The 21939-nt window shown below is 54.1% G+C and carries 19 protein-coding genes; 11 read left to right on the forward strand and 8 right to left on the reverse strand.

All coding sequences use genetic code 11. From position 1 onward, the window contains the following. Nucleotides 1-274 precede the first annotated feature (274 nt). Nucleotides 275-1108 (reverse strand): lipoyl protein ligase domain-containing protein, encoded by an 834-nt coding sequence (locus CFI03_RS04680; protein WP_248756629.1) that lies wholly within the window; start codon nucleotides 1106-1108, stop codon nucleotides 275-277. 197 nt (nucleotides 1109-1305) lie between these two features. Between CFI03_RS04680 and CFI03_RS30970 the strand changes: the two genes are divergently transcribed. The 5 genes from CFI03_RS30970 (at nucleotide 1306) to CFI03_RS04705 (ending at nucleotide 7538) form a co-directional block, all read left to right on the forward strand. Next, on the forward strand, nucleotides 1306-1863 hold the full coding sequence (locus CFI03_RS30970) for a CatB-related O-acetyltransferase (protein ID WP_164775518.1): 558 nt from the start codon (nucleotides 1306-1308) through the stop codon (nucleotides 1861-1863). A gap of 189 nt (nucleotides 1864-2052) precedes the next feature. Further along, nucleotides 2053-2778, forward strand: coding sequence for an ABC transporter ATP-binding protein (locus CFI03_RS04690; RefSeq protein WP_248756630.1), 726 nt, complete (start codon nucleotides 2053-2055; stop codon nucleotides 2776-2778). Then, nucleotides 2756-3778, forward strand: coding sequence for an efflux RND transporter periplasmic adaptor subunit (locus CFI03_RS04695; RefSeq protein ID WP_248756631.1), 1023 nt, complete (start codon nucleotides 2756-2758; stop codon nucleotides 3776-3778). Before CFI03_RS04690 ends, CFI03_RS04695 begins: the two co-directional genes overlap by 23 nt. Nucleotides 3779-3809: 31 nt before the next feature. Continuing rightward, entirely contained in the window at nucleotides 3810-6656 is a 2847-nt protein-coding gene (locus CFI03_RS04700) for an ABC transporter permease (RefSeq protein WP_248756632.1), read from the forward strand. Between the two features lie 3 nt (nucleotides 6657-6659). Then, nucleotides 6660-7538, forward strand: coding sequence for an ABC transporter ATP-binding protein (locus CFI03_RS04705; protein ID WP_127496172.1), 879 nt, complete (start codon nucleotides 6660-6662; stop codon nucleotides 7536-7538). Here the strand turns inward: CFI03_RS04705 and CFI03_RS04710 are convergent. Continuing rightward, nucleotides 7535-9796: an ATP-binding protein gene (locus tag CFI03_RS04710; protein WP_248756633.1), complete on the reverse strand. Its 2262-nt coding sequence runs from the start codon at nucleotides 9794-9796 to the stop codon at nucleotides 7535-7537. The genes CFI03_RS04705 and CFI03_RS04710 overlap by 4 nt on opposite strands. A 179-nt stretch (nucleotides 9797-9975) precedes the next feature. Beyond that, complete coding sequence (locus CFI03_RS04715) at nucleotides 9976-10479, reverse strand: hypothetical protein (protein WP_015847483.1); 504 nt, start codon at nucleotides 10477-10479, stop codon at nucleotides 9976-9978. A 207-nt stretch (nucleotides 10480-10686) separates the two neighbouring features. Between CFI03_RS04715 and CFI03_RS04720 the strand changes: the two genes are divergently transcribed. The 5 genes from CFI03_RS04720 (at nucleotide 10687) to CFI03_RS04740 (ending at nucleotide 17611) form a co-directional block, all read left to right on the forward strand. Beyond that, nucleotides 10687-10890, forward strand: coding sequence for a hypothetical protein (locus tag CFI03_RS04720; protein ID WP_164775516.1), 204 nt, complete (start codon nucleotides 10687-10689; stop codon nucleotides 10888-10890). A 153-nt stretch (nucleotides 10891-11043) separates the two neighbouring features. Beyond that, nucleotides 11044-11790, forward strand: coding sequence for a type I methionyl aminopeptidase (map, locus tag CFI03_RS04725; protein ID WP_127496170.1), 747 nt, complete (start codon nucleotides 11044-11046; stop codon nucleotides 11788-11790). Between the two features lie 260 nt (nucleotides 11791-12050). Further along, nucleotides 12051-14288, forward strand: a complete 2238-nt coding sequence (locus CFI03_RS04730) for a bifunctional 2',3'-cyclic-nucleotide 2'-phosphodiesterase/3'-nucleotidase (RefSeq protein WP_481857649.1) — start codon at nucleotides 12051-12053, stop codon at nucleotides 14286-14288. Between the two features lie 166 nt (nucleotides 14289-14454). After that, nucleotides 14455-15507 (forward strand): glycoside hydrolase family 172 protein, encoded by a 1053-nt coding sequence (locus tag CFI03_RS04735; protein ID WP_248756634.1) that lies wholly within the window; start codon nucleotides 14455-14457, stop codon nucleotides 15505-15507. A 133-nt stretch (nucleotides 15508-15640) separates the two neighbouring features. Beyond that, nucleotides 15641-17611 carry a GTP-binding protein gene (locus CFI03_RS04740; RefSeq protein ID WP_248756635.1) on the forward strand — a complete coding sequence of 657 codons (1971 nt, stop codon included), beginning with the start codon at nucleotides 15641-15643 and terminating at the stop codon, nucleotides 17609-17611. 44 nt (nucleotides 17612-17655) lie between these two features. Here CFI03_RS04740 and CFI03_RS04745 read toward each other — a convergent pair whose 3' ends face one another. Then, entirely contained in the window at nucleotides 17656-18705 is a 1050-nt protein-coding gene (locus CFI03_RS04745; protein ID WP_248756636.1) for a YeiH family protein, read from the reverse strand. A gap of 127 nt (nucleotides 18706-18832) precedes the next feature. Between CFI03_RS04745 and CFI03_RS04750 the strand changes: the two genes are divergently transcribed. Then, nucleotides 18833-19729, forward strand: coding sequence for a LysR family transcriptional regulator (locus tag CFI03_RS04750; protein ID WP_248756637.1), 897 nt, complete (start codon nucleotides 18833-18835; stop codon nucleotides 19727-19729). Between the two features lie 70 nt (nucleotides 19730-19799). On the opposite strand, the gene CFI03_RS04755 is transcribed toward CFI03_RS04750, so the two are convergent. The 4 genes from CFI03_RS04755 to CFI03_RS04770 all read right to left on the reverse strand — a co-directional run bounded on the left by CFI03_RS04755 (nucleotide 19800) and on the right by CFI03_RS04770 (nucleotide 21934). Next, a complete protein-coding gene (locus tag CFI03_RS04755; protein WP_127496165.1) occupies nucleotides 19800-20048 on the reverse strand; it encodes a tautomerase family protein in 249 nt (82 codons plus the stop codon). Between the two features lie 49 nt (nucleotides 20049-20097). Next, entirely contained in the window at nucleotides 20098-20730 is a 633-nt protein-coding gene (locus CFI03_RS04760) for a DsbA family oxidoreductase (protein WP_248756638.1), read from the reverse strand. Then, nucleotides 20727-21269 carry an NAD(P)H-dependent oxidoreductase gene (locus tag CFI03_RS04765; RefSeq protein WP_248756639.1) on the reverse strand — a complete coding sequence of 181 codons (543 nt, stop codon included), beginning with the start codon at nucleotides 21267-21269 and terminating at the stop codon, nucleotides 20727-20729. Before CFI03_RS04765 ends, CFI03_RS04760 begins: the two co-directional genes overlap by 4 nt. A gap of 95 nt (nucleotides 21270-21364) precedes the next feature. After that, nucleotides 21365-21934: a TetR/AcrR family transcriptional regulator gene (locus CFI03_RS04770; RefSeq protein ID WP_248756640.1), complete on the reverse strand. Its 570-nt coding sequence runs from the start codon at nucleotides 21932-21934 to the stop codon at nucleotides 21365-21367. Nucleotides 21935-21939 lie beyond the last annotated feature (5 nt).

The raw sequence follows: 21939 nt of genomic DNA on the forward strand, positions 1-21939 counted from the left end.
TATGTGGTTGAAGCTTAACGATGTCGCGCATCTTTAAGGAGTAGGCTGGGACAACATTTAGAGGGCTTAACAATACGGCGTATCGTTAAGCTCGAATTATTAGAGCGAAAAGCTGTAAAAGAGTGAATTTTTCCTGGTCTTAACGATGTCGCGCATCGTAAAGGAATGGACAAAGGCAAGTTTCGAGGAGCTTAACGATGCTGCGCATCGTTAAGCTTCCCCAAGGATAGAAACGGAAATAAGACCCTCGCAGGGTCTTATTTCCGTTTCAGCGCTATATCGCGTAGCGGTTATGCAAGGTCTCCGCCATTTCGCGGACCTGTTCGGCCGTCGGCAGGATTAGGCTGCCAACAGAGGGCTGGCCTTCCTGGGCGGCCGTGATGACCTGCTTTACAGCGGCTGCGAACGCAAGCGAGGCATCCGCCCCAAGCCCGGCAAGCTCCTCCAGGCTGGCGGTGCTGTCCGCCGTCACGACGGGGAAGTCGGCCGCATCCGCGCCTGCCGCCGCAATATCGTAGAACGAGCGGACCAGCCGGGCACGCTCCGCGCCGGAACCCTCCGCCACGATAAAGGCTTGAATGATGACGGCATTGACTTGGCGCCGCTGGGCAATGCCGCAGAACTTGTAGCCGCCGATGCTGAGGTCGAAATCGCCGGGGCAATAAGCGCCTCTGATCTCGCCCTTGTCGACCTGCCTGCCCGATGCTTGCAGCGCCAGCCGAATGAGCTCGTACATCTGCTCGAAGTTGTCGTGAAAGTGGAAATCAAGCACGTCGCTTTTCGGCAAGATTAACGACAGGTTCACAACGCCGGCATCCAGCGGAACGGCGGCTCCGCCGGAATTGCGCACCGCGGTGTCCCATCCCGCCGTTTCCAGCAAATCACGGGCCGCGCCGGCTCCCGGCAGGCGGCTGTCGCGCAGTCCCATGATGAAGGCGCGGGGATGGCGCCACATATGGCAAACGGCCGGTCCGCCTCTCCCGGTGCTTCTGCACAGCAGCTCGTCCAAGGCGAAGGCATACAATGGATCTTCCTCCGAGAAATCGTTCATCCGGTCCAGCAGGACAAGCCCCCGATCACGTAGCTGCTCGATAGCGCTCCATTTCATCTTTCTTATCTTCCTCTCCTACCAATTCCGATACTCCCATCATACTGATACCGTCCCGCCAAAACAAGGCATGCGGGCAACCGCCATATATCCGCCGCTGCCTGCCGGGTAGCCTGTACGGAGCAAACGCTCTATGAATATACTGCTCCTAAGCGAGGCAAGTTGATAGTTCGGAGGATGATTGAGCAGTGACTAATATGAAGACGATTTTGGAGGCACTGCCTCCGCGTCAGGTTAACAATAAGCTGTTTATCGGGCCGTTTACGATGGGCACGCCAATCGTGCTGTCTTGGACGGAAAATACGATTGGTACGATTGGCAAGTTCTGTTCGGTATCGAACACCGCAACGATATTTCTGGGAGGCAATCATCATTACGAATGGATCAGCTCGTTCCCTTTTACCGCGTATATGACGCAGTATTTTACGGAAGGCGCTTATTCCAATGGCAATGTCACGATTGGCAATGACGTGTGGATTGGGCATTACGCCACGATATTGTCCGGCGTTACGATCGGCCACGGGGCGATTGTAGGCACTCATGCGCTTGTAACGAAGGACGTACCTCCTTATGCGATCGTTGGCGGGAATCCTGCCCGCGTCATCAAGTATCGTTTTCCGCCCGATGTCATCGAGAGACTGCTTCAGGTGAAATGGTGGGATTGGGAGGTGCAGCAGATCGAAGCGGCCGTTCCGCTGCTTCAGCAGGCGAATCTGAAGCCGTTCTTCCGTTATTGCACGAGACTAGGCAAATAGGGGGAAGAGAAGAGCATGCCGGGAGGTATGCTCTTTCTTACCGTTTATATGATAATTGCTACCGACCCTATAAAAATAGCATTTACACCTTCTGTAAGTTCCTGTAAAATCCAAGTCAACGACGAAATTTGACAGCGGTTACATTAAAAGCGGCATAATGGATGCCTGAAGAAAAAGGGGATGAGGAGAATGACGGATTCTGCTCGCGAAATCAGGGATTACGCGGAAGAGCAGACCTTGCTTCGGGTGGATGGGCTCAAGCGTACATTTGGACGCGGTTCCGGCGCTGCGGTTGTTCTGCAGGGCGTTAATCTATCGATTGCGCGCGGACGCCTGGTTGCTTTGAAGGGGAGATCGGGTTCGGGCAAAACAACGCTGCTAAATCTCCTTGGAGCATTGGATTCGCCCACGGAAGGGACCGTGAATTTCGACGGCATTGCGCTTAGCGGGCTGTCCGACAAGGCACGGGGGGATATCCGCAGGACGCAGATGGGGCTGATCTTCCAATCCTTCGCGTTATTTCCTCTTATGTCTGCTTACGAGAATGTGGAATTCGCCATGCGTATAGCCGGCGTTCCGGCATCGGCGAGGAAGGAAGCGGCCCTGCAGGCGCTTGATTACGTCGGCCTGAAGCCGCGGATGCATCACCGCCCCTTCGAGATGTCCGGGGGCGAGCAGCAGCGGACGGCAATCGCCCGGGCGATTGCCCACAAGCCTAAGCTGCTCCTCGCCGACGAGCCTACGGCGGAGCTCGACAGCCGGACCGGGCTGCACATATTAAGCGTGCTGCGCAATCTTGTGCGGGAAGAGGGCATGACGGTCGTCATGACGACGCATGACCCGGCCATAATGGAGATTGTGGATGAAGTCTATGAACTGGAGGATGGAACCATTGTTGAAGCTGCGAAATTATAGTTTAGCTTTAGCCTTGAGCGTTAGCTTGTCCCTGCTTGCGGGCTGCTCGCTTATCCCGAATGAGGAGGAGCCTCTGAAGCCGCCGCTCGTAAAGCCGGCGGAGCAGAATTATTCAACCGACGAGGTGAAGACGGGCGATATCCGCCGTGAAGTAAAAGGCTCAGGCGTGTTCGAATCGACGGCAAGCGAATACGCCCAGTTCAAATCGCAGGGCGGACGTCTGAAGAAGCTGTACGTTTCCTCCGGCGATACGGTTAAGAAAGGCGATTTGCTGGCCGAGCTTGTCGTAGACGGTCTGGACGTGCAGACGCTCGAGCAGAAGCTGGCGGCGGAGCGGGCCGAATACGCCTTGAAGCAAGCGAAGCAGGGCGGCAATGCGCAAGAGATCCATATCGCCCAGCTGCAGCTGGAAATTGAACAGCTGAAGCGGGACAAGCTGGAGCAGACGGCCGAACAGAGCAAGCTGCGGGCAACGATGGACGGTCAGGTCATATTTGTCGAGGAGCTGGCAGAGGGAGATTTCGTGCAGCCGTACCAGACGCTTGTCCGGGTGGCAGACCCGACAAAGCTGCGGTTTTCCTATCGTTCTTCGGATGCCGGCAGCATCGGCGAGGTCCAGGTGGGCATGAATGCGGTTATTACCGCCGGCAAAAATTTCGAAACGACCGGCAAGGTCGTGCAGACGCCGTCCTCCGCCCCGCTGACAACCGATCCCGACCTGAAATCCAAATACAGCAGCACGCTTTACGTGAATGTAAACAAGCTTCCGGAGGGGGCGGAGATCGGCTCAAGCGCGAACGTATCCATCGTCCTAACGGAGCATAAGAATGCGGTTCTTATTCCGAAGAGCGGACTGCGTTCCTATCTGGGACGCACGTTTGTCCGCGTGCTGGACGGCAAGGCATTGCGGGAAGTTGACGTTGAGGTAGGCATTCAATCGGCAACGGAAGTGGAAATCGTCCGCGGGCTCAAGGAAGGCCAGACAATCGTTCTGAACTAATTCATTTTTTTCGCGAAGTGGAGGCTTTCCTGTGGCTTTATTGTCCATGATTGTGCGTAAAATGACGCAAAACAAATGGCTGGAGCTCAGCCTTCTGATCGGACTTGTCCTGACAGTAGGCCTAGTCTCCAGCATTCCGACGTATACGGAGGCCATTCTGTCCCGCATGCTGGTGAAGGAGCTGGAGGCCTCTCAGCTGAGCTCTTATCCGGGCACGATGAATATGAAATACACGTATATCGGCGTGAACAACGCGGAGCAGCGCATCAAGCAGATGCAGGCGAACGAGCAGTTTATTAGGGGCAAAGTGCTTCCGATGATCCCGGTGGATCTGATCGAGAAGACCTCCGACTTATACACATCCGCGTTTGATCTTAGTCTTGACCAGGCTCCGCCTCCGGGCGAGAAAAAAAAGATATACCGCACGAGCTTGACCAGCGTCAAAGACCTCGAGCAGCATATTAAGCTGATCGACGGTCGGATGCCGGCGGATAAGCCGATCGACGGCGTATACGAGGTGCTCGTGACGGAAAAAGGTCTGAACACGCTGCGTACGGTACTCGGCACGGTGTTTGTCTTCGAGGATCTCAATAAAAATGAGGTCCGTGTAAAGCCGGTTGGCGTCATGACGAAGAAGGATGATGATGATCTCTTCTTTCTGTCCCCTGATTTGGGTGGGTTCACAAGCTCGCTTATCATGAACAGCGACGTGCTGGACAAGGAGTTTATCCAGACGCACCGCCTGCTTGTCAATTCGAACGCTTGGCATATCGTACCGAAATATCAGGATCTGGAGCTCCGCAATATTGACGGGTATTTGAAGGCGGCTGAAACCTTGAAGGCGCAGGTGAAAGCCAATTACCATTACACGCTTGAAGCGCAGTATGTGGACGTTATCGATCGTTATTTCAAGAGCTCCGATAATTTGCGCATTCTGATGTGGTCGCTCAACGTCCCCGTGCTTGCGATGCTTGGCCTGTACGTCTTTATGGTATCGAATCTGATCACGAACCGGCAGAAGACCGAAATTGCCGTTCTGCGCAGCCGCGGGGCCGCCCGCTGGCAGATTATGCTGTCCTACCTGGCGGAATATACGCTGCTTGGCGCGGTAGCGGTCGCCGCGGGGCCGCCGCTCGGCATGTTCTTGACCAAGGTGCTGGGCTCCTCGAACGGCTTTATGTCCTTCGTTCAGCGCACCGGCATCCGCGTTCATCTCAACAGCGAGGTCTATTTGTATGCGGCAGCGGCAGCGGTTACCGCTCTGATCGTCATGCTAGTGCCGGTCATTTTCGCGACCAAAACCACCATTGTCGGGCATAAGCAGCAGCTGGCCCGCATGCGGCAGACGCCGTTTTGGCATAAGCTGTTCCTTGACGTGATTGCCCTTGCCGTATCTTTGTACGGTCTTAAAGTTTTCCACGAGAGGATGAAGACGCTGCAGACGCTTGGCCTCGATAATGAAGCGCTGCATATCGATCCGCTGCAGTTCGCGGTGCCCGCCTTGTTTATTTTGGGCGGAGGCATGCTGCTGCTAAGGGTATACCCTTATTTCCTGCGATTAATCTATTGGATCGGGCGCAAATGGTGGCCGCCTTCGATGTATGCGACGCTCATTCAGGTCGGACGTTCGAGCGCGGGTTATCAGTTTCTGATGGTCTTCCTCATGATGACGATCGCCACCGGCATGTTTAGCGCAAGCGCCGCCCGCACCATCAATCATAACGGCGAAGACCGGATCCGGTATGCAAGCGGGGCGGATGTAGTCCTTCAGGCGAACTGGCCAAACGACAAGCCGCCCGAAAATCCGGGAGGAGGTCCCCAGCAGCAGCAGGCGGCCGTCACGCTGACGAAGCCGGTCATCCACTATTCGGAGCCGCCTTTCGAGCCTTATACCCAGCTTGCCGGCGTGGAGAGCACGGCAAAAGTACTGATCCATGACAATGCATCCTACAGCACCGAGGAAGGCTCCGGCTCCGCCAAGCTGGTCGGAATCGATACGGATGAATTCGGTCAGACGGCTTGGTTCCGCGACGGTCTGCTGGATTATCCTTTCTATGATTATTTGAATCTGATGGCTGCGGCGCCTAATGCGGTGCTGATCTCGAAAACCTTGGCCGACGAGAATAAGCTGAAGGCCGGCGATACGGTCTGGGTAGGCTGGGATGGCATCGATATGCAGCCGTTTGTCGTATATGGGGTGGTGGACTATTTCCCAACCTTTAATCCGAACCCGCGGGATGCGGAAACGCCGGCGCCTAAGCTGATTGTGGGCAGCCGTCTGCAAATTCAGACGTATTTGTCGCTTGAGCCTTACCAGGTATGGCTGAAGATGAAGCCGGGCGCAAGCGTAAACGATTTGTACCGGGATATCGAAGACAAAAAGCTAAGCATTGTTGATATATCCGACATGAAGAGCAAGCTGACTACGGCCAAATCGGATCCGTTCCTGATGGCGGTTAACGGCACCTTAACGCTTGGCTTTATTATCTCGCTTGTCATCAGCTTTGCAGGCTTCCTGCTATATTGGACGCTGGTGCTGCGCGGGCGGATGCTGCAAAACGGGATTATGCGGGCAATGGGCTTGTCCTTGCGCCAATTAATCGGGATGCTGACGGTCGAGCAGCTGCTGACGTCCGGGGCTGCGATTGCGATCGGTCTGGTCACGGGGGTGACGGCAAGCCGCTTGTTTGTTCCTCTGTTCCAGAATGCCTTTGACGCGAAGCAGCTGGTACCGCCGTTTAAAGTAATGGTCGATCCGATTGATTCTATCCGGATCTACGTCTTTGTGGGATCAACCATTCTGATCGGCCTTATTATTCTGGGCTACATGCTCTCGCGCCTCAAAATCCATCAGGCTATTAAGCTGGGGGAGGATTAACCGTTGATCCATTGCGAAGGTTTGGTCAAAATTTACAAGGCAAACGAACTGGAAGTATTCGCGCTACAAGGCCTTGACCTCCATGTGGAGGCCGGGGAGCTGATGGCGATTATCGGCAACAGCGGCAGCGGCAAATCCACGCTTCTGAATATGCTGGGCGGGCTTGACCGCCCGACGGCAGGCAGTCTGACGGTGGACGGCAAGGATCTGATGAAGTTCAAGGAACGGGACTTCGTGAAATACAAGCGGGAAAGCGTAGGCTTCGTCTGGCAAAATAACGCCAGGAACCTGATTCCCTACCTGACCGCGCAGCAAAATGTCGAGCTGCCGATTCTGCTGAACGGCCGCCGCAAGCAGCAGCGGGCGCGCGAGCTTCTCGAAGCGGTGGGGTTATCCCACCGCGCCCATCATAAGCTGCAGCAGCTGTCCGGCGGGGAGCAGCAGCGGGTGGCGATCGCCATCGCGCTGGCCAATCATCCGCGGCTGCTGCTGGCCGACGAGCCTACCGGCTCGGTCGATACGAGGATGGCGGCGCAAATTCTGGAGTTGTTCCGCACGCTTAACCGGGAGCTTGGGCTTACGGTCGTTATCGTAACCCATGATCCGGAGCTGGCCCGCAAGGTGGACCGCGTGGTAGCGATCCGGGACGGCAAAATCTCTTCGGAGATGCTGCGCCGCAAATCGTATATGGAGGAGCTTGCCGAGCTGGCGGAGGATGAGGCGGAGAGGGAATCTCATGTCGAGTATGCCGTGCTGGACAAAGCCGGCCGCCTGCAAGTGCCGCATGGCTATTTGGAGGCGGCCGGATTCAAGGATCACCGCAAGGCGCGGGTCCAGCTGGAGAACGGCAGAATTATGCTGTCTCCGCCGGAAGAGGGTTAACGAAAGGGAATGCGGATTTCGACGCAGGTCCCTTCGCCGGGCTTGCTGTCGTACCGGATCGTTCCTTTATGATGCTGGATAATTTGCTGACTGATCATAAGGCCGAGGCCGTTGCCCTCGGTCTTTCGCGTGAAGAAAGGCTCGCCGAGCCGCGCAAGGTCCTCCTCGGGAATGCCCACTCCTTGATCCTTGATCCGGATCAGAATGTTCTCTTCCGATTCCCGAGCAAGCTCCAGCGTCAGCTCGCCGCCGTCCGGCATAGCTTCCATGCCGTTTTTCATCACATTCACAAGCACCTGCTTAAGCTGGTTGGATTCGCATCGAAGTGGCGGAACCCCGGGCTCCAGACAAGTGATCATCTGAACGTTATGAATATTGGCCTCGGAGTCCAACAGAACGATAATATCATTCATGATCGCATACAAATCCGCTTCCTGATAACGATCGGCCTGCGGCTTCGCGAATACGAGAAACTCGCTTACGATGAGGTTAATCCGGTCTAGCTCCGAAAGCATGATATTCAAATAAGATTTGTCCAGTCTGCTGTCCTTCTGCATCAGCTGAACGAAGCCGCGCAGGGTGGTAAGGGGGTTGCGGACTTCATGGGCGACGCCCGCCGCAAGCTGCCCGACAACCGACAGCTTCTCCGACCGGCGCATGATTTCCTCCGTCCGTTTGCGCTCGGCAATATCCCTCGCAATGGACGCGTAAGCGACAAAATATCCGCGTTCGTCCCGAATGCCGGACAACGTAATGCTCACTTCAACCGGCTGCCCGTCTTTGCGGTACAGAACGGTCTCGTAGTCCGTTACCTGCCCGCCGTTCAGAATGATTTTTCCTTTCTCGCTAAGCTCGGTCAAAATCTCGGGTTTAAACATGGGCAGCTTCTGTCCGGCAGCCTCCGCCAGCGTCCAGCCGAACATCGTCTCAAAGGCCTTGTTCGCATCTATCGTTCTGCCCTCAAGATCCACGACATGAATGGCATCGGAGGTATTGTTGATGAAGGACTCCAGATACTGCTTCGTATGGAGGAGCTCCTTGGCCGCAGCGGTAAGCTGCGTCTGGTAACTGTGCAGATTGGAGCTCATGGCGTTGACCTGCGAAGCTAACGCGCCAAACTCGTTATTGCTGTCGATAACGATCTGTTCGCCGAAGTTGCCACGCGAGATATCGTGGACCCGCTGCATAATCATCTCCAATGTCCGGATCATGAATCCGGCAATGAAGGAGCTGCAGGCGACGGCAGCGCCCATCAGGCCAAGCGAGATCAGAATTTGAATAAACAGCTGGTGGTACAAGGGCTGCTTGATGGCTGCATAATTGATGTTCACGACAATGACGGATTTGCTTGTGCCCGACATCGGGATAAAGCTCTTCAACACTTTATGGCCATGAATTTTTGCTTTTGTCGTGACAATCGCCCCGGTCTGATCGGCTTTCATCAGATTGGTGTAATCATGGAGATCGACGTAATTGTACCGGCCGAATATCATGCTCTTGTTATCCAGCTTGTAGGGAGGTACGTTATCCTTCATTAAAATAACTTGGGGATCTTTATAAAAGGCCGGACTGAACCCGGAAATTTCAAGAATGGAAGGGTTATCCGCAATGATCTGCTGTGCAATGGCATCGCTGCTCTTCAAGTTCTCCAGATTAAAGAATGCACCGGCATGGACAATCGGATTGATCAGGTAGTTGGTTTTGTCATTATAATAAAAGCCCAATTTATTGACGTCATTCAAATCGGAAGGAATGATCGTAATCGGCGGAGACCAGAAATGATTCAGCTTCTGTCCTTGGGGAATGATGACCTGGCGCATTTCGAACAGCTGGCTGAAGGCGGTATACCAATAACCCAGCGCTTTGGAGCTTGCCCCAATCGCCTTGGGATTGGAGGACTTCTGAGCGGTGATGTCGTCCCCGTCCTTTGCCCAGAGCGTAATATAGTCCACGCCCAGCTCCTGGCTCAGCATGACGAGCTGCCCGTTCGTAATCTTATTGATATCGGGACCCAGCTTGCCTTGCGCGGAGATGGAAGCGAGCCGAAGCTTCTCGCCGACGGAATCCTCGATCAGCTGCTTGGATCTTTGCGCGGCGTCAAGGGTTTCGCCAATCTGCTTGGCGATGCCCACCATTTGCTGCTCGGCGTCCCTTTGCAGCTGGGAAGAGGTGGAGAAGTAGTAAATCGATAAGTTTAGGCTTAGGATGACAATGACGGTAAGCGATATGAACCAGGCCAGCTTGGTCTTGATAGACAAACGGTATTCCTCCTGAAGGTGCACAGCAATAGGATTATTTTACATATGGAATCTAGTATATCGCAGTTGGGAGAGCAGGAACATAGCGGATTGTGTCGAAACTATCGATTAATTGTTAAATAGAAAAAGAGCATCCTCCAACCTGAGGCTGCTCTTTCTGTTTTGAAGCGTAAAACGCACTAATGCTCTTTGCGGCGCATAACCAGGGCGGCTGCCCCTACAATGATCAGCGCGATAGCGAGGAACGGACGTACAACCTCTACTTGATTGAGGAATGTTCCAAGCGAGAACACGGCGAAGAACAACAGTCCCAGCACGAGCAGGATGTTGATCGGAATCAGCAGCCACTTGTTGCGGTTGCCGAACCAGTAGAACTCGAAGAGGCCGGCTGCAACCGCGACGATAAAGCCGGGCCACATATACTCCCAGTTATTGAAGAGCATGGCGATCTGCGACGTCACGCCGGACACCAGCAGGATGCCGCCCGGGATCAGGACGCCGATCCCTTTTCTCCCCGTCATGGAAAAATAAAGCCAGTGGAAGAACAGACCAAGGGGGATTACGAACAAGCTTGGCCAGAAGTAGCCGAACAGGTTACCCGGTCCGAAATGCATTCCCTTATTCAGCAGTAAGTATGCTCCGAGAAGAATAAATACAGGGCCAAGAATGGTCCTTTTATTCATTGCGCTCATCTCCTTTAGGTACAGCATATCATGCGGGTTTTTGGAAGTCCTCATTCTTTAGGCTACAACCGGAACCCGACTAAAGTCCAGTCCTGTAAAAAATTCGTCGTATTAGTCATAATCTCACAGATTACGACATTTTACACCTCTTGTAGGATTCTATGAAAGCGCTATTATTAAGGTATAAAGAAACAGGAGGTGATTACGATGAGCCATGAAGAAGAAGTCGTTCAAGCAGCGGCTGAAGAAGCTGTTGAAGAATCCGCGGAAGAGGTTGTTGCGGCTGCCGAAGAAGAGGTAGTTGAAGCAGCTGAAGAAGAAGCGGCGGTAGCCGAAGAAGAGGCTGCTGATTCCGAGGAAGAAGAGACTGATGCTGAAGAAGCATCCGATGACGAAGCAGAAGAACAATGATTACGGTCATTTTATAAAATATAGCGGTTTTTCAATAACCCCCTCCGGACACGGAGGGGGTTATTTTCGCTTGCGCAAGGGATATAGTATTTGCATGTAAGCTTGTCGCTTTGGTATGCTCATTATTGAACACCATATAAGGGAGAAGCACACATGATTATTATTAAGACGGAAGCGGAAATCAACCGCATGCATGAAGCCGGCAAGATTTTGGCCGAAATCCATAGACAAATCGCGAAGTTAATCGCACCGGGCATTACGACGCACGAGATTGATCAATTCGCCGAGAAACTGATGAAGCAATACGGCGCGACTCCGGAGCAGAAGGGCTATAAAGGCTACCAGTACGCAACCTGCGCATCGGTTAACGATGTCATCTGCCACGGCTTTCCGAAGAAGGAGAAGCTGAAGGACGGCGACATCGTAACGATCGATATGGTCGTTAACCTGAACGGCTGGCTGGCAGACTCCGCCTGGTCCTATCCGGTAGGCAATGTCTCCGAAGAAGCGGACCGCTTGCTGCGCGTAACTAAAGAATCCCTTTATAAAGGGATCGAAAAAGCCGTTGCCGGCAACCGGATCGGGGACGTGTCCCATGCGATCCAGGCTTATGCCGAGGCCGAAGGCTTCTCGGTTGTCCGCGATTTCATCGGACATGGCATCGGGCAAGAGATGCACGAGGATCCGCAGGTGCCGCATTACGGGCCGCCTAACAAAGGTCCGCGGATTAAGGAAGGGATGGTCTTCACCATTGAGCCGATGCTGAATGTGGGAACCTACCAAATGAAGATCGACGCGGACGGCTGGACGGCGCGCACAAGAGACGGCAAGCTGTCCGCCCAGTATGAGCATACGATTGCGATTACGGCGAACGGTCCGGTTATTCTGACCGAGCAATAACGATTGGCCGCGAATAAGGGGATACGGGTTGAATGGCTGAGGCTTTCATCCCGTATCCCCTTTTTTTTACATCCGTTCAGGCCCCCTTCTGAACGAAAGAAAACCTTACATAATTAGTAATAAAATTACAAAATAATTGCGTGACAATTCAGATTACTTCCCCTAAAATGAGGAAAATGATGCCGTCGTCATCCTGTTATTACATCTCTGTGTAAGGTGAGCATCGACAAATAGGGATAGATAGGGAGGATTTTGCTTTGGTGAAGTCAAGTAAATCAACATGGAAGCGGACACTCTCGGCCGTTGTGGCAGCGGGCTTAACAGTGTTGCCGTTGCCCGCGGCCGCGTCTGCGGCAGACAGCGGGACTACGGTTGAGCTGCGGATTATGGAGACGACGGACCTGCACGTAAATATCGTGAACTACGATTATTTCGCGGACAAGCCTACCGACGAGTACGGCTTTGCCAAGACGGCGACCTTGATCAAGCAAGCGCGGGAGGAAGCGGCGAACAGTCTCCTGTTCGATAACGGCGATTTGATTCAAGGCAACCCGCTTGGCGACTATGTGGCGACGGTTGACCCTCTGAAGCAGGGGGAGACGCATCCCGTGTACAAAGCGCTTAATCTGCTTGATTACGATGCGGGAAATATCGGCAACCATGAGTTCAACTACGGGCTTGATTTCCTGAAAAATTCGATTGGCGGAGCCGACTTTCCTTACGTAAACGCGAACGTGTATATCGATGACGGCGATAAAGACGAGACGAATGACAAAAACTATTTTACCCCTTATCTTATTCTCGACAAGGAAGTGAAGGACGAGACCGGCGCCGTTCATAAGCTGAAGGTTGGCGTAATCGGTTTTGTGCCGCCGCAGATTCTGCAGTGGGATAAAGCCAAGCTGGAAGGCAAGGTTATAACGAAGGATATCGTGAAGACCGCCGAGAAATTCGTGCCGGAGATGAAAGCCAAGGGAGCCGATATTATTATCGCGATTCCGCATTCCGGCTTTGAGGATATTCCGCAGACGGATCAGATGGAAAACTCGGTGCTCTATTTAAGCAAAGTGAAGGATATTAACGCAATCCTGTTCGGCCATGCGCACAAGGTATTTCCGGACAAGTCGTTTGAAGGGAAGACTGGCGTTGATCTGACGAAAGGGACGATTAACGGAGTGCCGGCCGTTGAACCGGGCTTCTGGGGCAACAATCTTGGCATTATTGACCTGAAGCTGCAGCTGGCGGACGGCAAATGGACCGTTGCGGATTCGAAAACAGCGGTGAAGCCGATCTTCGATACGGTGAACAAGAAGCCGCTGGTTGACGCGGATCAGGAAGTTCTGGATGCGGTAGCCGAGGACCATCAGCATACGCTGGATTACGTTCGCGGACCGGTAGGGACAACGACGGCTCCGATAAACAGCTTTTTTGCGCTGGTGCAGGATGACCCGTCGATTCAAATCGTGACCAATGCGCAGAAATGGTACGTGGAGAAGCAGCTACAGGGGACCGATTACGAAGGGATTCCAGTCTTGTCGGCAGGGGCGCCGTTTAAGGCGGGCGGTCGGCAAGGTCCCGCTTATTACACCAACATTCCCGCGGGCAGCATCGCGATTAAGAACGTAGCCGACCTGTATCTGTATTCCAACACGGTGAATGCGGTGCTTGTAACCGGAGCAGAGCTGAAGGAATGGCTGGAATGGTCGGCTGGCCAGTTCAATACGATTGACCCGGGTTCGAGGGAGAAGCAGGAGTTAATCAACTATGATTTTCCTACTTACAACTTTGACGTTATCGACGGGGTGACTTACCAGATCGACGTCTCGAAGCCCGCGAAATATAAAGCTGACGGGACGGTATTAAACGCGAAGTCCAGCCGGATTGTGAATCTGAAATACGAGGGAAAACCTATTGATCCGGCGAAGAAATTCGTCGTTGCGTCTAACAACTACCGCGCTTCGTCCAGCAAGTTCGCGAATCCGGACGGCAAGCGGATTATACTGGCTTCGCCGGACGAGAACCGCCAGGTCATCATTGACTATATTCGCTCGTTCAAGACCATTAACCCGACAGCGGACGGCAACTGGTCGCTTGCGCCGATCAATGACAAGGTGAATGTTGCCTTTAAGACTTCGCCGGATGCGAAAGCTGCGGCAGCAGAAGTCAAATCGCTTTCTTACGTTGGTTCAACGGAGGACGGTTACTCGGAGTTTAAGTTAAGCTTTGCGGCCCCGGCAACAACCGTTCCCAAGCCGCCTGCGAAGCCCGATCCTAAGCCGCCAGTGAAACCGGAACCGCCTGCGAAGCCGGAGCCAAAGCCCGATCCGAAGCCGGAGGCTCCTGCCGATATCGTCTACACGGTGAAGAAGGGCGATACGTTATGGGAGATTGCCCGTAATTACGGCACTACCTGGCAGAAACTCGCGAAATACAATAAGCTGAAAAATCCGAATCGGATTTACGTAGGCCAAAAGCTTCTTATACCGACAGGCAAATAAGAGGTGAAATCAAGATGACTCCCGAATATGTTCGGGAGTCATCTTTCATTTATCTGCTTAAAAGGAGCGGTTAGGATGCACGAATTGTATTTCCCATCGCGATTCCAGTTGGGACAGAACCGGCGGAAATCGGGATTTTCTGGAGATAAAAGCCGGAACGACGGCGGTGATCTCCGATATCGAAGGCTCCGGCATTATCAAGCATATTTGGATGACGATTGGCGCCCGGGACAAATACGCCTTCCGCAAAGTGCTGATCCGCATGTTTTGGGACGGAGAGGCCGAGCCTAGCGTGGATTCCCCCGTTGGCGATTTCTTTGGGGTTGGGCATGGCGTGGCCAGCCACTATGTATCCATGCCGCTTAACATGATTACGACCCAAGGCGTGGTGGAGAATAAAGCGGCCATGAACTGCTTCTTCGAAATGCCCTTCCGCCAAAGCGCGCGAATCGAGATCGTCAACGAATGCGAGAACGATATGGTGCTTTACTTCTATGTGGACTATGTAAAGCAGCCGGTGTCCGAGGACAGCTTCTATTTCCATGCCTCATGGAGAAGGGAGAATCCGACCAAGGGTACGGCGGATCTTGACCAGCTTAAGGCGGAGCAGGATCGGCAGCATAAGCCGAATTACGCGCAAGACGATAAGGTGAGCGAGATGAAGAATCTGACGGGCGACGAGAACTACGTCCTGCTGGATGCCGAAGGCGAAGGCCATTACGTAGGCTGCAACCTGAGCATTGATCACATCAACCCCGTTCCGGGCTTCAGCTGGCCGGGCGAAGGGGATGACATGTTCTTCATTGACGGCGAGCCTTGGCCGCCGCGCCTGCATGGCACGGGGACGGAGGATTATTTTTGCGCCGCTTGGGGTTATCCGTCCGGTCAATATTACGCGCCTTACCACGGATTGTCGCTATACGCTCCGATTCGGGAGAACGGCGATGCGTGGAAGGAGAGCAATACGATTTCGTTTAACGATTATTCCGGCAAAATGACGCAATACCGCTATCATATAACCGATCCGATTATTTTCAGAAAATCCATACGATTCAGCATCGAACACGGGCATGCCAACTGTCAGGCCAATGACTATTCGTCCGTTGCGTATTGGTATCAGCGCGAGCCGCATAAGGCTTTCCCGGAGATGCTGCCCGTAGAGCTTCGGCTGCCGCTTGCCGAGAAGGAAAGCGCGAGCCGGTTTTACCGCACGTTTTAATTTTTATTAGGAACAGCTCATCCGGGGATGGGCTGTTTTTTTGGTATTGTCCATCCGTTCAGGTTGCGTTAGTCTGTAGGAAGAAGCAGGTACAGCATGCCGCAGGCTGCGGCAGAAATGGAGAACCAGGGCAATGACGGGCAGAAGCAGCGCCGGACGGCGCAACGTAGGCATCTTCGCGCATGTGGATGCGGGGAAAACAACAACGACCGAGCATATGCTGTTCGTCAGCGGACGGACGCGTGCGCTTGGAAGCGTAGACGCGGGGACGGCATTAACGGATTGGCTGGATGTGGAGAAGGAGCGGGGCATCTCGGTACGGGCGGCAACGACATCCTTCGTATGGCGGGATACAACGATTAATCTTGTGGATACGCCGGGGCATGTCGATTTCCTGTCTGAGGTGGAGCGTTCGCTTCGGGTGATGGATGGCGCCATTCTGATCGTATCCGCGGTGGAAGGCGTGCAGGCGCAAACGGAGATGATCTGGAGCGCGCTGCGCAAGCTGGGTATTCCAACGATTATTTATGTCAATAAAATGGACCGAATCGGGGCTGACCGGGAAGCGGTATTGCGGGATATCCGCAGCTATCTGACTCCGGATTTGATAGAGGTACAGCATCCGATCGGAAATGAGCAGCAGTTCGCGGGCTCTGCGGATTTGTGGGAAACGGATGCCGATGAGGACGCAAGAACCGCATTGGTGGAAGCGATTGCGGAACGGAATGAGGAGCTGCTTCAGCAATATATAAGCGGCGAAGCCGAGGATTGGAAAAGCCATGCTTCCAAAATGACGAAGCGGGCGGAGCTGTTCCCGGTATTGTACGGCGCATCCGGAAGAGGAATCGGCGTAAACGAGCTGCTGGATGCCGTCATCGATTATTTGCCTGAGCCAGGCGGGAATCGGGAAGCGCCGCTGTCCGGTATTGTGTTCAAGATCGAGCGCGACAAGACGATGGGGCGCATGGCTTTTGTCCGGCTGTACGAAGGGACGATGCGCAACCGGGACGTGATCCGCAATTATACGCAGAATATCGAGGAAAAGGTCACGCAAATCCGGAAGGTGGAGGGCAGCCGCTCGGAGGACCTTGGCACGCTGGAAGCAGGCGATATCGCGGCCGTATGCGGCATGTCGCATGTGAGGATCGGCGATATTATCGGCGATCCGGGTGCCGTGCCGGAGGAAGTGCGGCTTGCGGTGCCGCTGCTTACGGTACAGGCGCATTGGGCCGATCAGCAGCAGTATCCCGCCGTTGTGGCGGCGCTCCAAGAGCTGTCGGACGAGGATCCGCTGCTGGACGTGCAGTGGCTGCAGGACGAGCGGGAGCTGCACGTGAAGGTGATGGGGCCTATTCAGCTCGAGATTCTGACAAGCGTGCTCGAGAACCGGTATGGCCTGCAGGTGAGCTTCGGCCAGCCGTCGGTCATCTACAAGGAGACGCCAAGCCAGCCGGGCGAAGGCTATATCGCGTATCTGATGCCGAAGCCTTGCTGGGCAATCCTCCGGTTCCGCATTGAACCGGGCGAGCGCGGAAGCGGGCTTCGTTACGAAGCGTTTGTCCGCTCGGAGGATCTGCTTCCGCAATACCAGAACGAGGTGGCAAGACGCGTGCCGGAGGCGCTGCAGCAGGGGCTGAAGGGCTGGGAGGTCGTTGACCTGAAGGTTACGCTGATCGAAGGCCAGCATCATGTGTGGCATACGCATCCGCTTGATTTTGTCGTGGCGACGCCAATGGCCATTATGAACGGACTGGATTCGGTAGGCACAAAGCTGCTAGAGCCGGTGCTCCAATTCCGAATCGTTGTACCGGAGGAGAACGGAGGCCGCGTCATGAATGATATCGTCCTTATGCGGGGGACGTTCGAGGCGCCAACGCTGCAAGGCGACCGGCTTCTTATCGAAGGGCGCGTGCCGGCGGCAACGTCGCTCGAATACTCGATGGAGCTGAACTCGCTCACGAAGGGGCGCGGCACGATGGCGACCTTCTTCGCGGGGTATGAGGAGTGCCCGCCGGATGTAGCGGCGGAAAGGACGCGGCGCGGCGTGAATCCGCTGGATCAGTCCAAATATATATTAAGCGTCCGCAAGGCGCTGCAAGGATGAGAAAAGCTGGCCGCTTCCCGTGCAAGGGGGCGGCCAGCTTCTTTTTAATACACATAGTGGACAAGCAGGTAAGTCGCAGCCGAGAGCAGCACGGTAGCGGCTGCCATCGCGGCAAGCGGGCGCAGCGCTTTGTCTTTCAAGGCTCGCAGATCCACGTTCAGGCCAAGGCCAACCATAGCCATCGCAAGCAGGAACGACGGGGCATTCAGCAGCTGGTCGGTCACATGGGCCGGCAGCTCTAGAGGTGTGCCGGGCGACAGGCTCCCGAAGAGGCTCATAGCCGCGAAGCCAAGCAGGAACCACGGGAAGGCAATGGTTGCTCCGGAGGCGTTATTGCCCTTGTTCCTGCGTTTCATGATCAGCATCAGAATAAAGCTGACCGGTACGAGCAGCAGCACCCGGCTTAGCTTCGCAAGCAGACCGGCGTTAACGGCGTCCTGGCCTGCTGCGGCCGCAGCCAGAGGCACATGGGCGATCTCATGGAGCGTAAGACCGCTCCATATTCCGTATTGCCCGGCAGTAAGCGGAAGCAGCGGCTGAAGAACGGTATAGCCGATAGCGGCGGCCGTGCCGATTAAGGCAATCAGACCTGCGCTGACCGCGGTGTCTTCGTCGCGGGCTTTCACAATGGGGGATACGGCAGCGATTGCCGCCGCTCCGCATATGCCGGTGCCGATGCCAAGGAGCAGGGACAACGGAGCATCGGCCTTCAGCAGACGGGCGATGCCAAGGGTTAACCCTACGGCAAGGATGATCGTAACGGCGCCTTGCAGCAGGAGGGCCGGACCTTGGTGGAGCAGCAGACTGATATTCAGCCGCAGTCCGCATAATACAATTGCGAGCCGAAGGAGATGCTTCGAAGCGAATTGAATGCCTGCCCGGAGTCTCTCCGGGTAACCTAGAAATTGCCGGGCGATAATGGTGCCCGTCAGCGCCAAGGCCATCTGACCGAGACGATCAAGTCCCGGTAGGCGGGCCAGCTCATAGGCGGCTGTTGCAATCGCGGCCGTCAGCAGCAGGCCGCACAGCCAGTTCAGCGACTGAAAAAAACGTTTATTTTTAGAAGTAAAGGTAGAATGGGTTAACGTACTCATCTGTCGTCACCTCGACGTTTGTTGTTGGTTGATGAGTTTAGTTTAACCAGATCTTTACGATAAGAAAAATAAATAGTTATAATCATTATAATAATGAATTACTTATGATTGGAGGTTGATTAAAAGCGTGGATCAGTCGTTACTCGTGTTTATGACGGTTGCGGAGACGCGTCATTTTACGCGTGCCGCAGAGGCGCTTCATATGACCCAGCCGGCCGTCAGCCAGCATATTCAAGCGCTGGAGAGCAACATCGGAACCAAGCTGCTCGACCGCAGCAACAAGCATGTCCGGTTAAGCAAAGCAGGGGAGATTGTGTATAAGCATGGCAAAGAAATAGAGGGATTGTATACCCGCATGCAGCGGCTGGTGGACGATCTGATGCATAACGCCAGCGGCACGCTGTCCATAGGCGCGAGCTATACGTTTGGGGAATACGTGCTGCCGCATGCCATTGCTTATTTGCAGGTGCATTATCCGCTTATTAAGCCGACCATTACAATCGGCAACACGAAGGAGATCAGCTCTCTAGTTGCCGGAGGGCAGCTGGATATCGGCATTGTGGAAGGCGAGCTGGAGCATGGGAAGCTGTACGCGGAGTCTTTGGCCAAGGATCGGCTGTACGTGGTGACGGCTTCGTCCCATCCTTATGCCGCGGCTGACGATATTGATGCCGTAAGGCTGCAGCAGGAGACCTGGATCGTCAGGGAAGAGGGCTCGGGGACGCGGGAGGTGACCGATCGGATGTTTCTCGAGCAGGGTTTGAGTCCGGAGAAGCGCATGGTATTTGGCAGCACTCAGATTATTAAGGAGTCCGTCGAAGCGGGCCTTGGCGTCTCGTTATTGTCCCATTGGGCGGTGCGCAAAGAGATCGCGCTTGGCACCATCAGCAAGCTGACCGTTGGCGGCAAGCCGGTGGAACGCGATTTCTCGCTTCTAACCGGATTGCATCAGCAGCATACGAAGGCGGCCGAGGTGTTTATCGGGATTTTGCGGGAGCGAAAGGGCTGGCCGGAGCAGGCTTAATAGAAAGGCTGTCCACCTCGCATGGGATTGCGGGGTGAACAGCCTGCGGTTTGAAGCTCATTCTTAATTCTTATTCTTTGGAGGCAGCCTTTTCGGCAGCAACCTTGCGGCGATACTCCAGAGCGGGCAGACCGCCCCAGCCCCAATTATCGGTATCGACTTCCTCAATAACGACAAAGGTCGACTCGAGCGGCTTATTCAGTACGTTCAGCAGTAATTCGCTGACGCCTTTAATAAGGGCGGCTTTTTCTTCTGCGGTAATCGAATCTCGTTCGGGCGACGTGCCTTCGCGCGTGACTTGAATGTTTACGATAGGCATAATCATCTTCTCCGTTCCTTTTAGATTTTTAAGGCTGTTGTTTGATCTACTAATCCTGTATGAAGGCATGGACCAAATCAGAAGGGGATTGCAGGCCGGATAGGGCATATTTCTCGTTTATCACGTAAAAAGGAACGCCCCGGATACCAAGCTGCTGCGCGTCGCGCTGTCCTTCCTCTACCTTATCAAGTCCTTCCCCTTTGACAAGTCGGGTTTTCAGATCCTCGCGATCATACGCGACTCCGCTTGCCTGCGCTATTTCCGCAAGCGTGTCCACATTGCCAATGTCCAATCCTTGTTCGAAATAAGCCGTATACAGGTTCAAAATCAAATTCGACTGCAGGTGCTCCGGCGTGATCGCGATCAACTGATGCGACAATTCCGTATTTGGCGTAAGTTTTACGAGATCCATATTGTAATTCAGGCCGAAACGAGCGCCGGTCTGGTTATACTGCTTCATTCTTGCTTCGAATTGCGCTTCTCCGCCTAATCGGCCGATCATCACCTTCCGGTAGTCCTCGCCTTCCTTGCGAATGCCCGGATTTAACTGGTACGCATGGTATCGTACCGTAGCGTTTACGCCTTCCGGAAGCTCCTTGAGCGCGGTTCTGAGGCTAGCATCCCCCATTCGGCACCAAGGACATACCGTATCCATAAAAACGTCGATCGTTACGTTTTTCATTTGGCCACCGCCAGCGGTCTAACCGTTCTAAGGTGTTCGACGTAGGCTTTGCTGCTCTGGGCCAGACGCTCCGGCGTTACATCGGATGTGTCGTTGACCGTGAAATGCGGCAGGTAGACGGCACTGATGAAACGCGCGCTCGCTTGAAGCGGCGCTAAGATCTGCTCCAGCGTAAAGCCGTTGGAACCGGTTGGCTGATACGAATCCGCCGTGCCGTAAGTCGAGATCGCGGCCCCGATTTCTTTGCCTTTTGTTGCGGTAGCTTCAGGACCGTAAGCCCAATTGTACTGCAGCACGGAATCGAACCATCTTTTTAGAAGCGGCGGCGTGCTGTACCAGTAGAGCGGGTATTGGAAAATGATGCGGTCATGCGCTTCCACAAGCTGCTGCTCGCGCTGAACGTCAATGTTCTCGGTTGGATATTCCTTGTAAAGATCGTGAATCGTGATATCGCCTTGCTTCTTCAGCTCCTCGACCCATGCTTTGTTCCAGTTGGATGCTTCCAGGTTAGGATGCGCTACGATTACGAGTGTTTTCATTTGATTTTCTCTCCATTCGTTTGTTGGTATAAATGCTGTTTTTTGTCTATCTACTGAAAGGTAGGTAGTGTGGTGAAAAAGATCCGCTTTGCCCGTTAAGCTAAAGCGGATAGAACTCCATCGGCAATAATCGCAAACCGGTTTGCATCCCGGTAGCTTCTTGCAAGCAGCTGCGCCCCTTGAAGGGAAGCCAAAATCAGATGCGCCCGCGTGCTGGCCGAGCCTTCGAAACGCAGATGACCTTCACGGCGGCCTTCTTCCAGAACGCGCTCCACCCACGCTAAGTTGGCGGTAAAGAAATCCGCCAGCCTTGCCCCAACCTTCTCCGAGAGGGTAGCCAGATCCGAAGAAAGCATAACGCTCAGGCAGGTGCAATAACTATCGACCGGGATACTGAAGATATTGATGTATTTGCGTATCTTGTCCAGATTGTTCTGCGTATCGGCGTCAATTTGAGCGACGGTAGCCAGGAATCCCTTATGATACCGGGTAATCAACGCTTCCCCTAGATCCTCCTTATTCGGAAAATGGTAATGGATGCTTGCTGTGCGGATACCAACCTTCTCAGCAATGTGAGCGTAGCTGAAGCCATTAAATCCGACTTCCTGCACAAGCGCCTGGGCGGTATCAAGGATCAAATCAGCCGTGTTTTTGTTACTGTTCATGTACG

This window comes from Paenibacillus sp. ATY16 (genome assembly GCF_003399985.2).
Taxonomy (GTDB): domain Bacteria; phylum Bacillota; class Bacilli; order Paenibacillales; family Paenibacillaceae; genus Pristimantibacillus; species Pristimantibacillus glycanilyticus.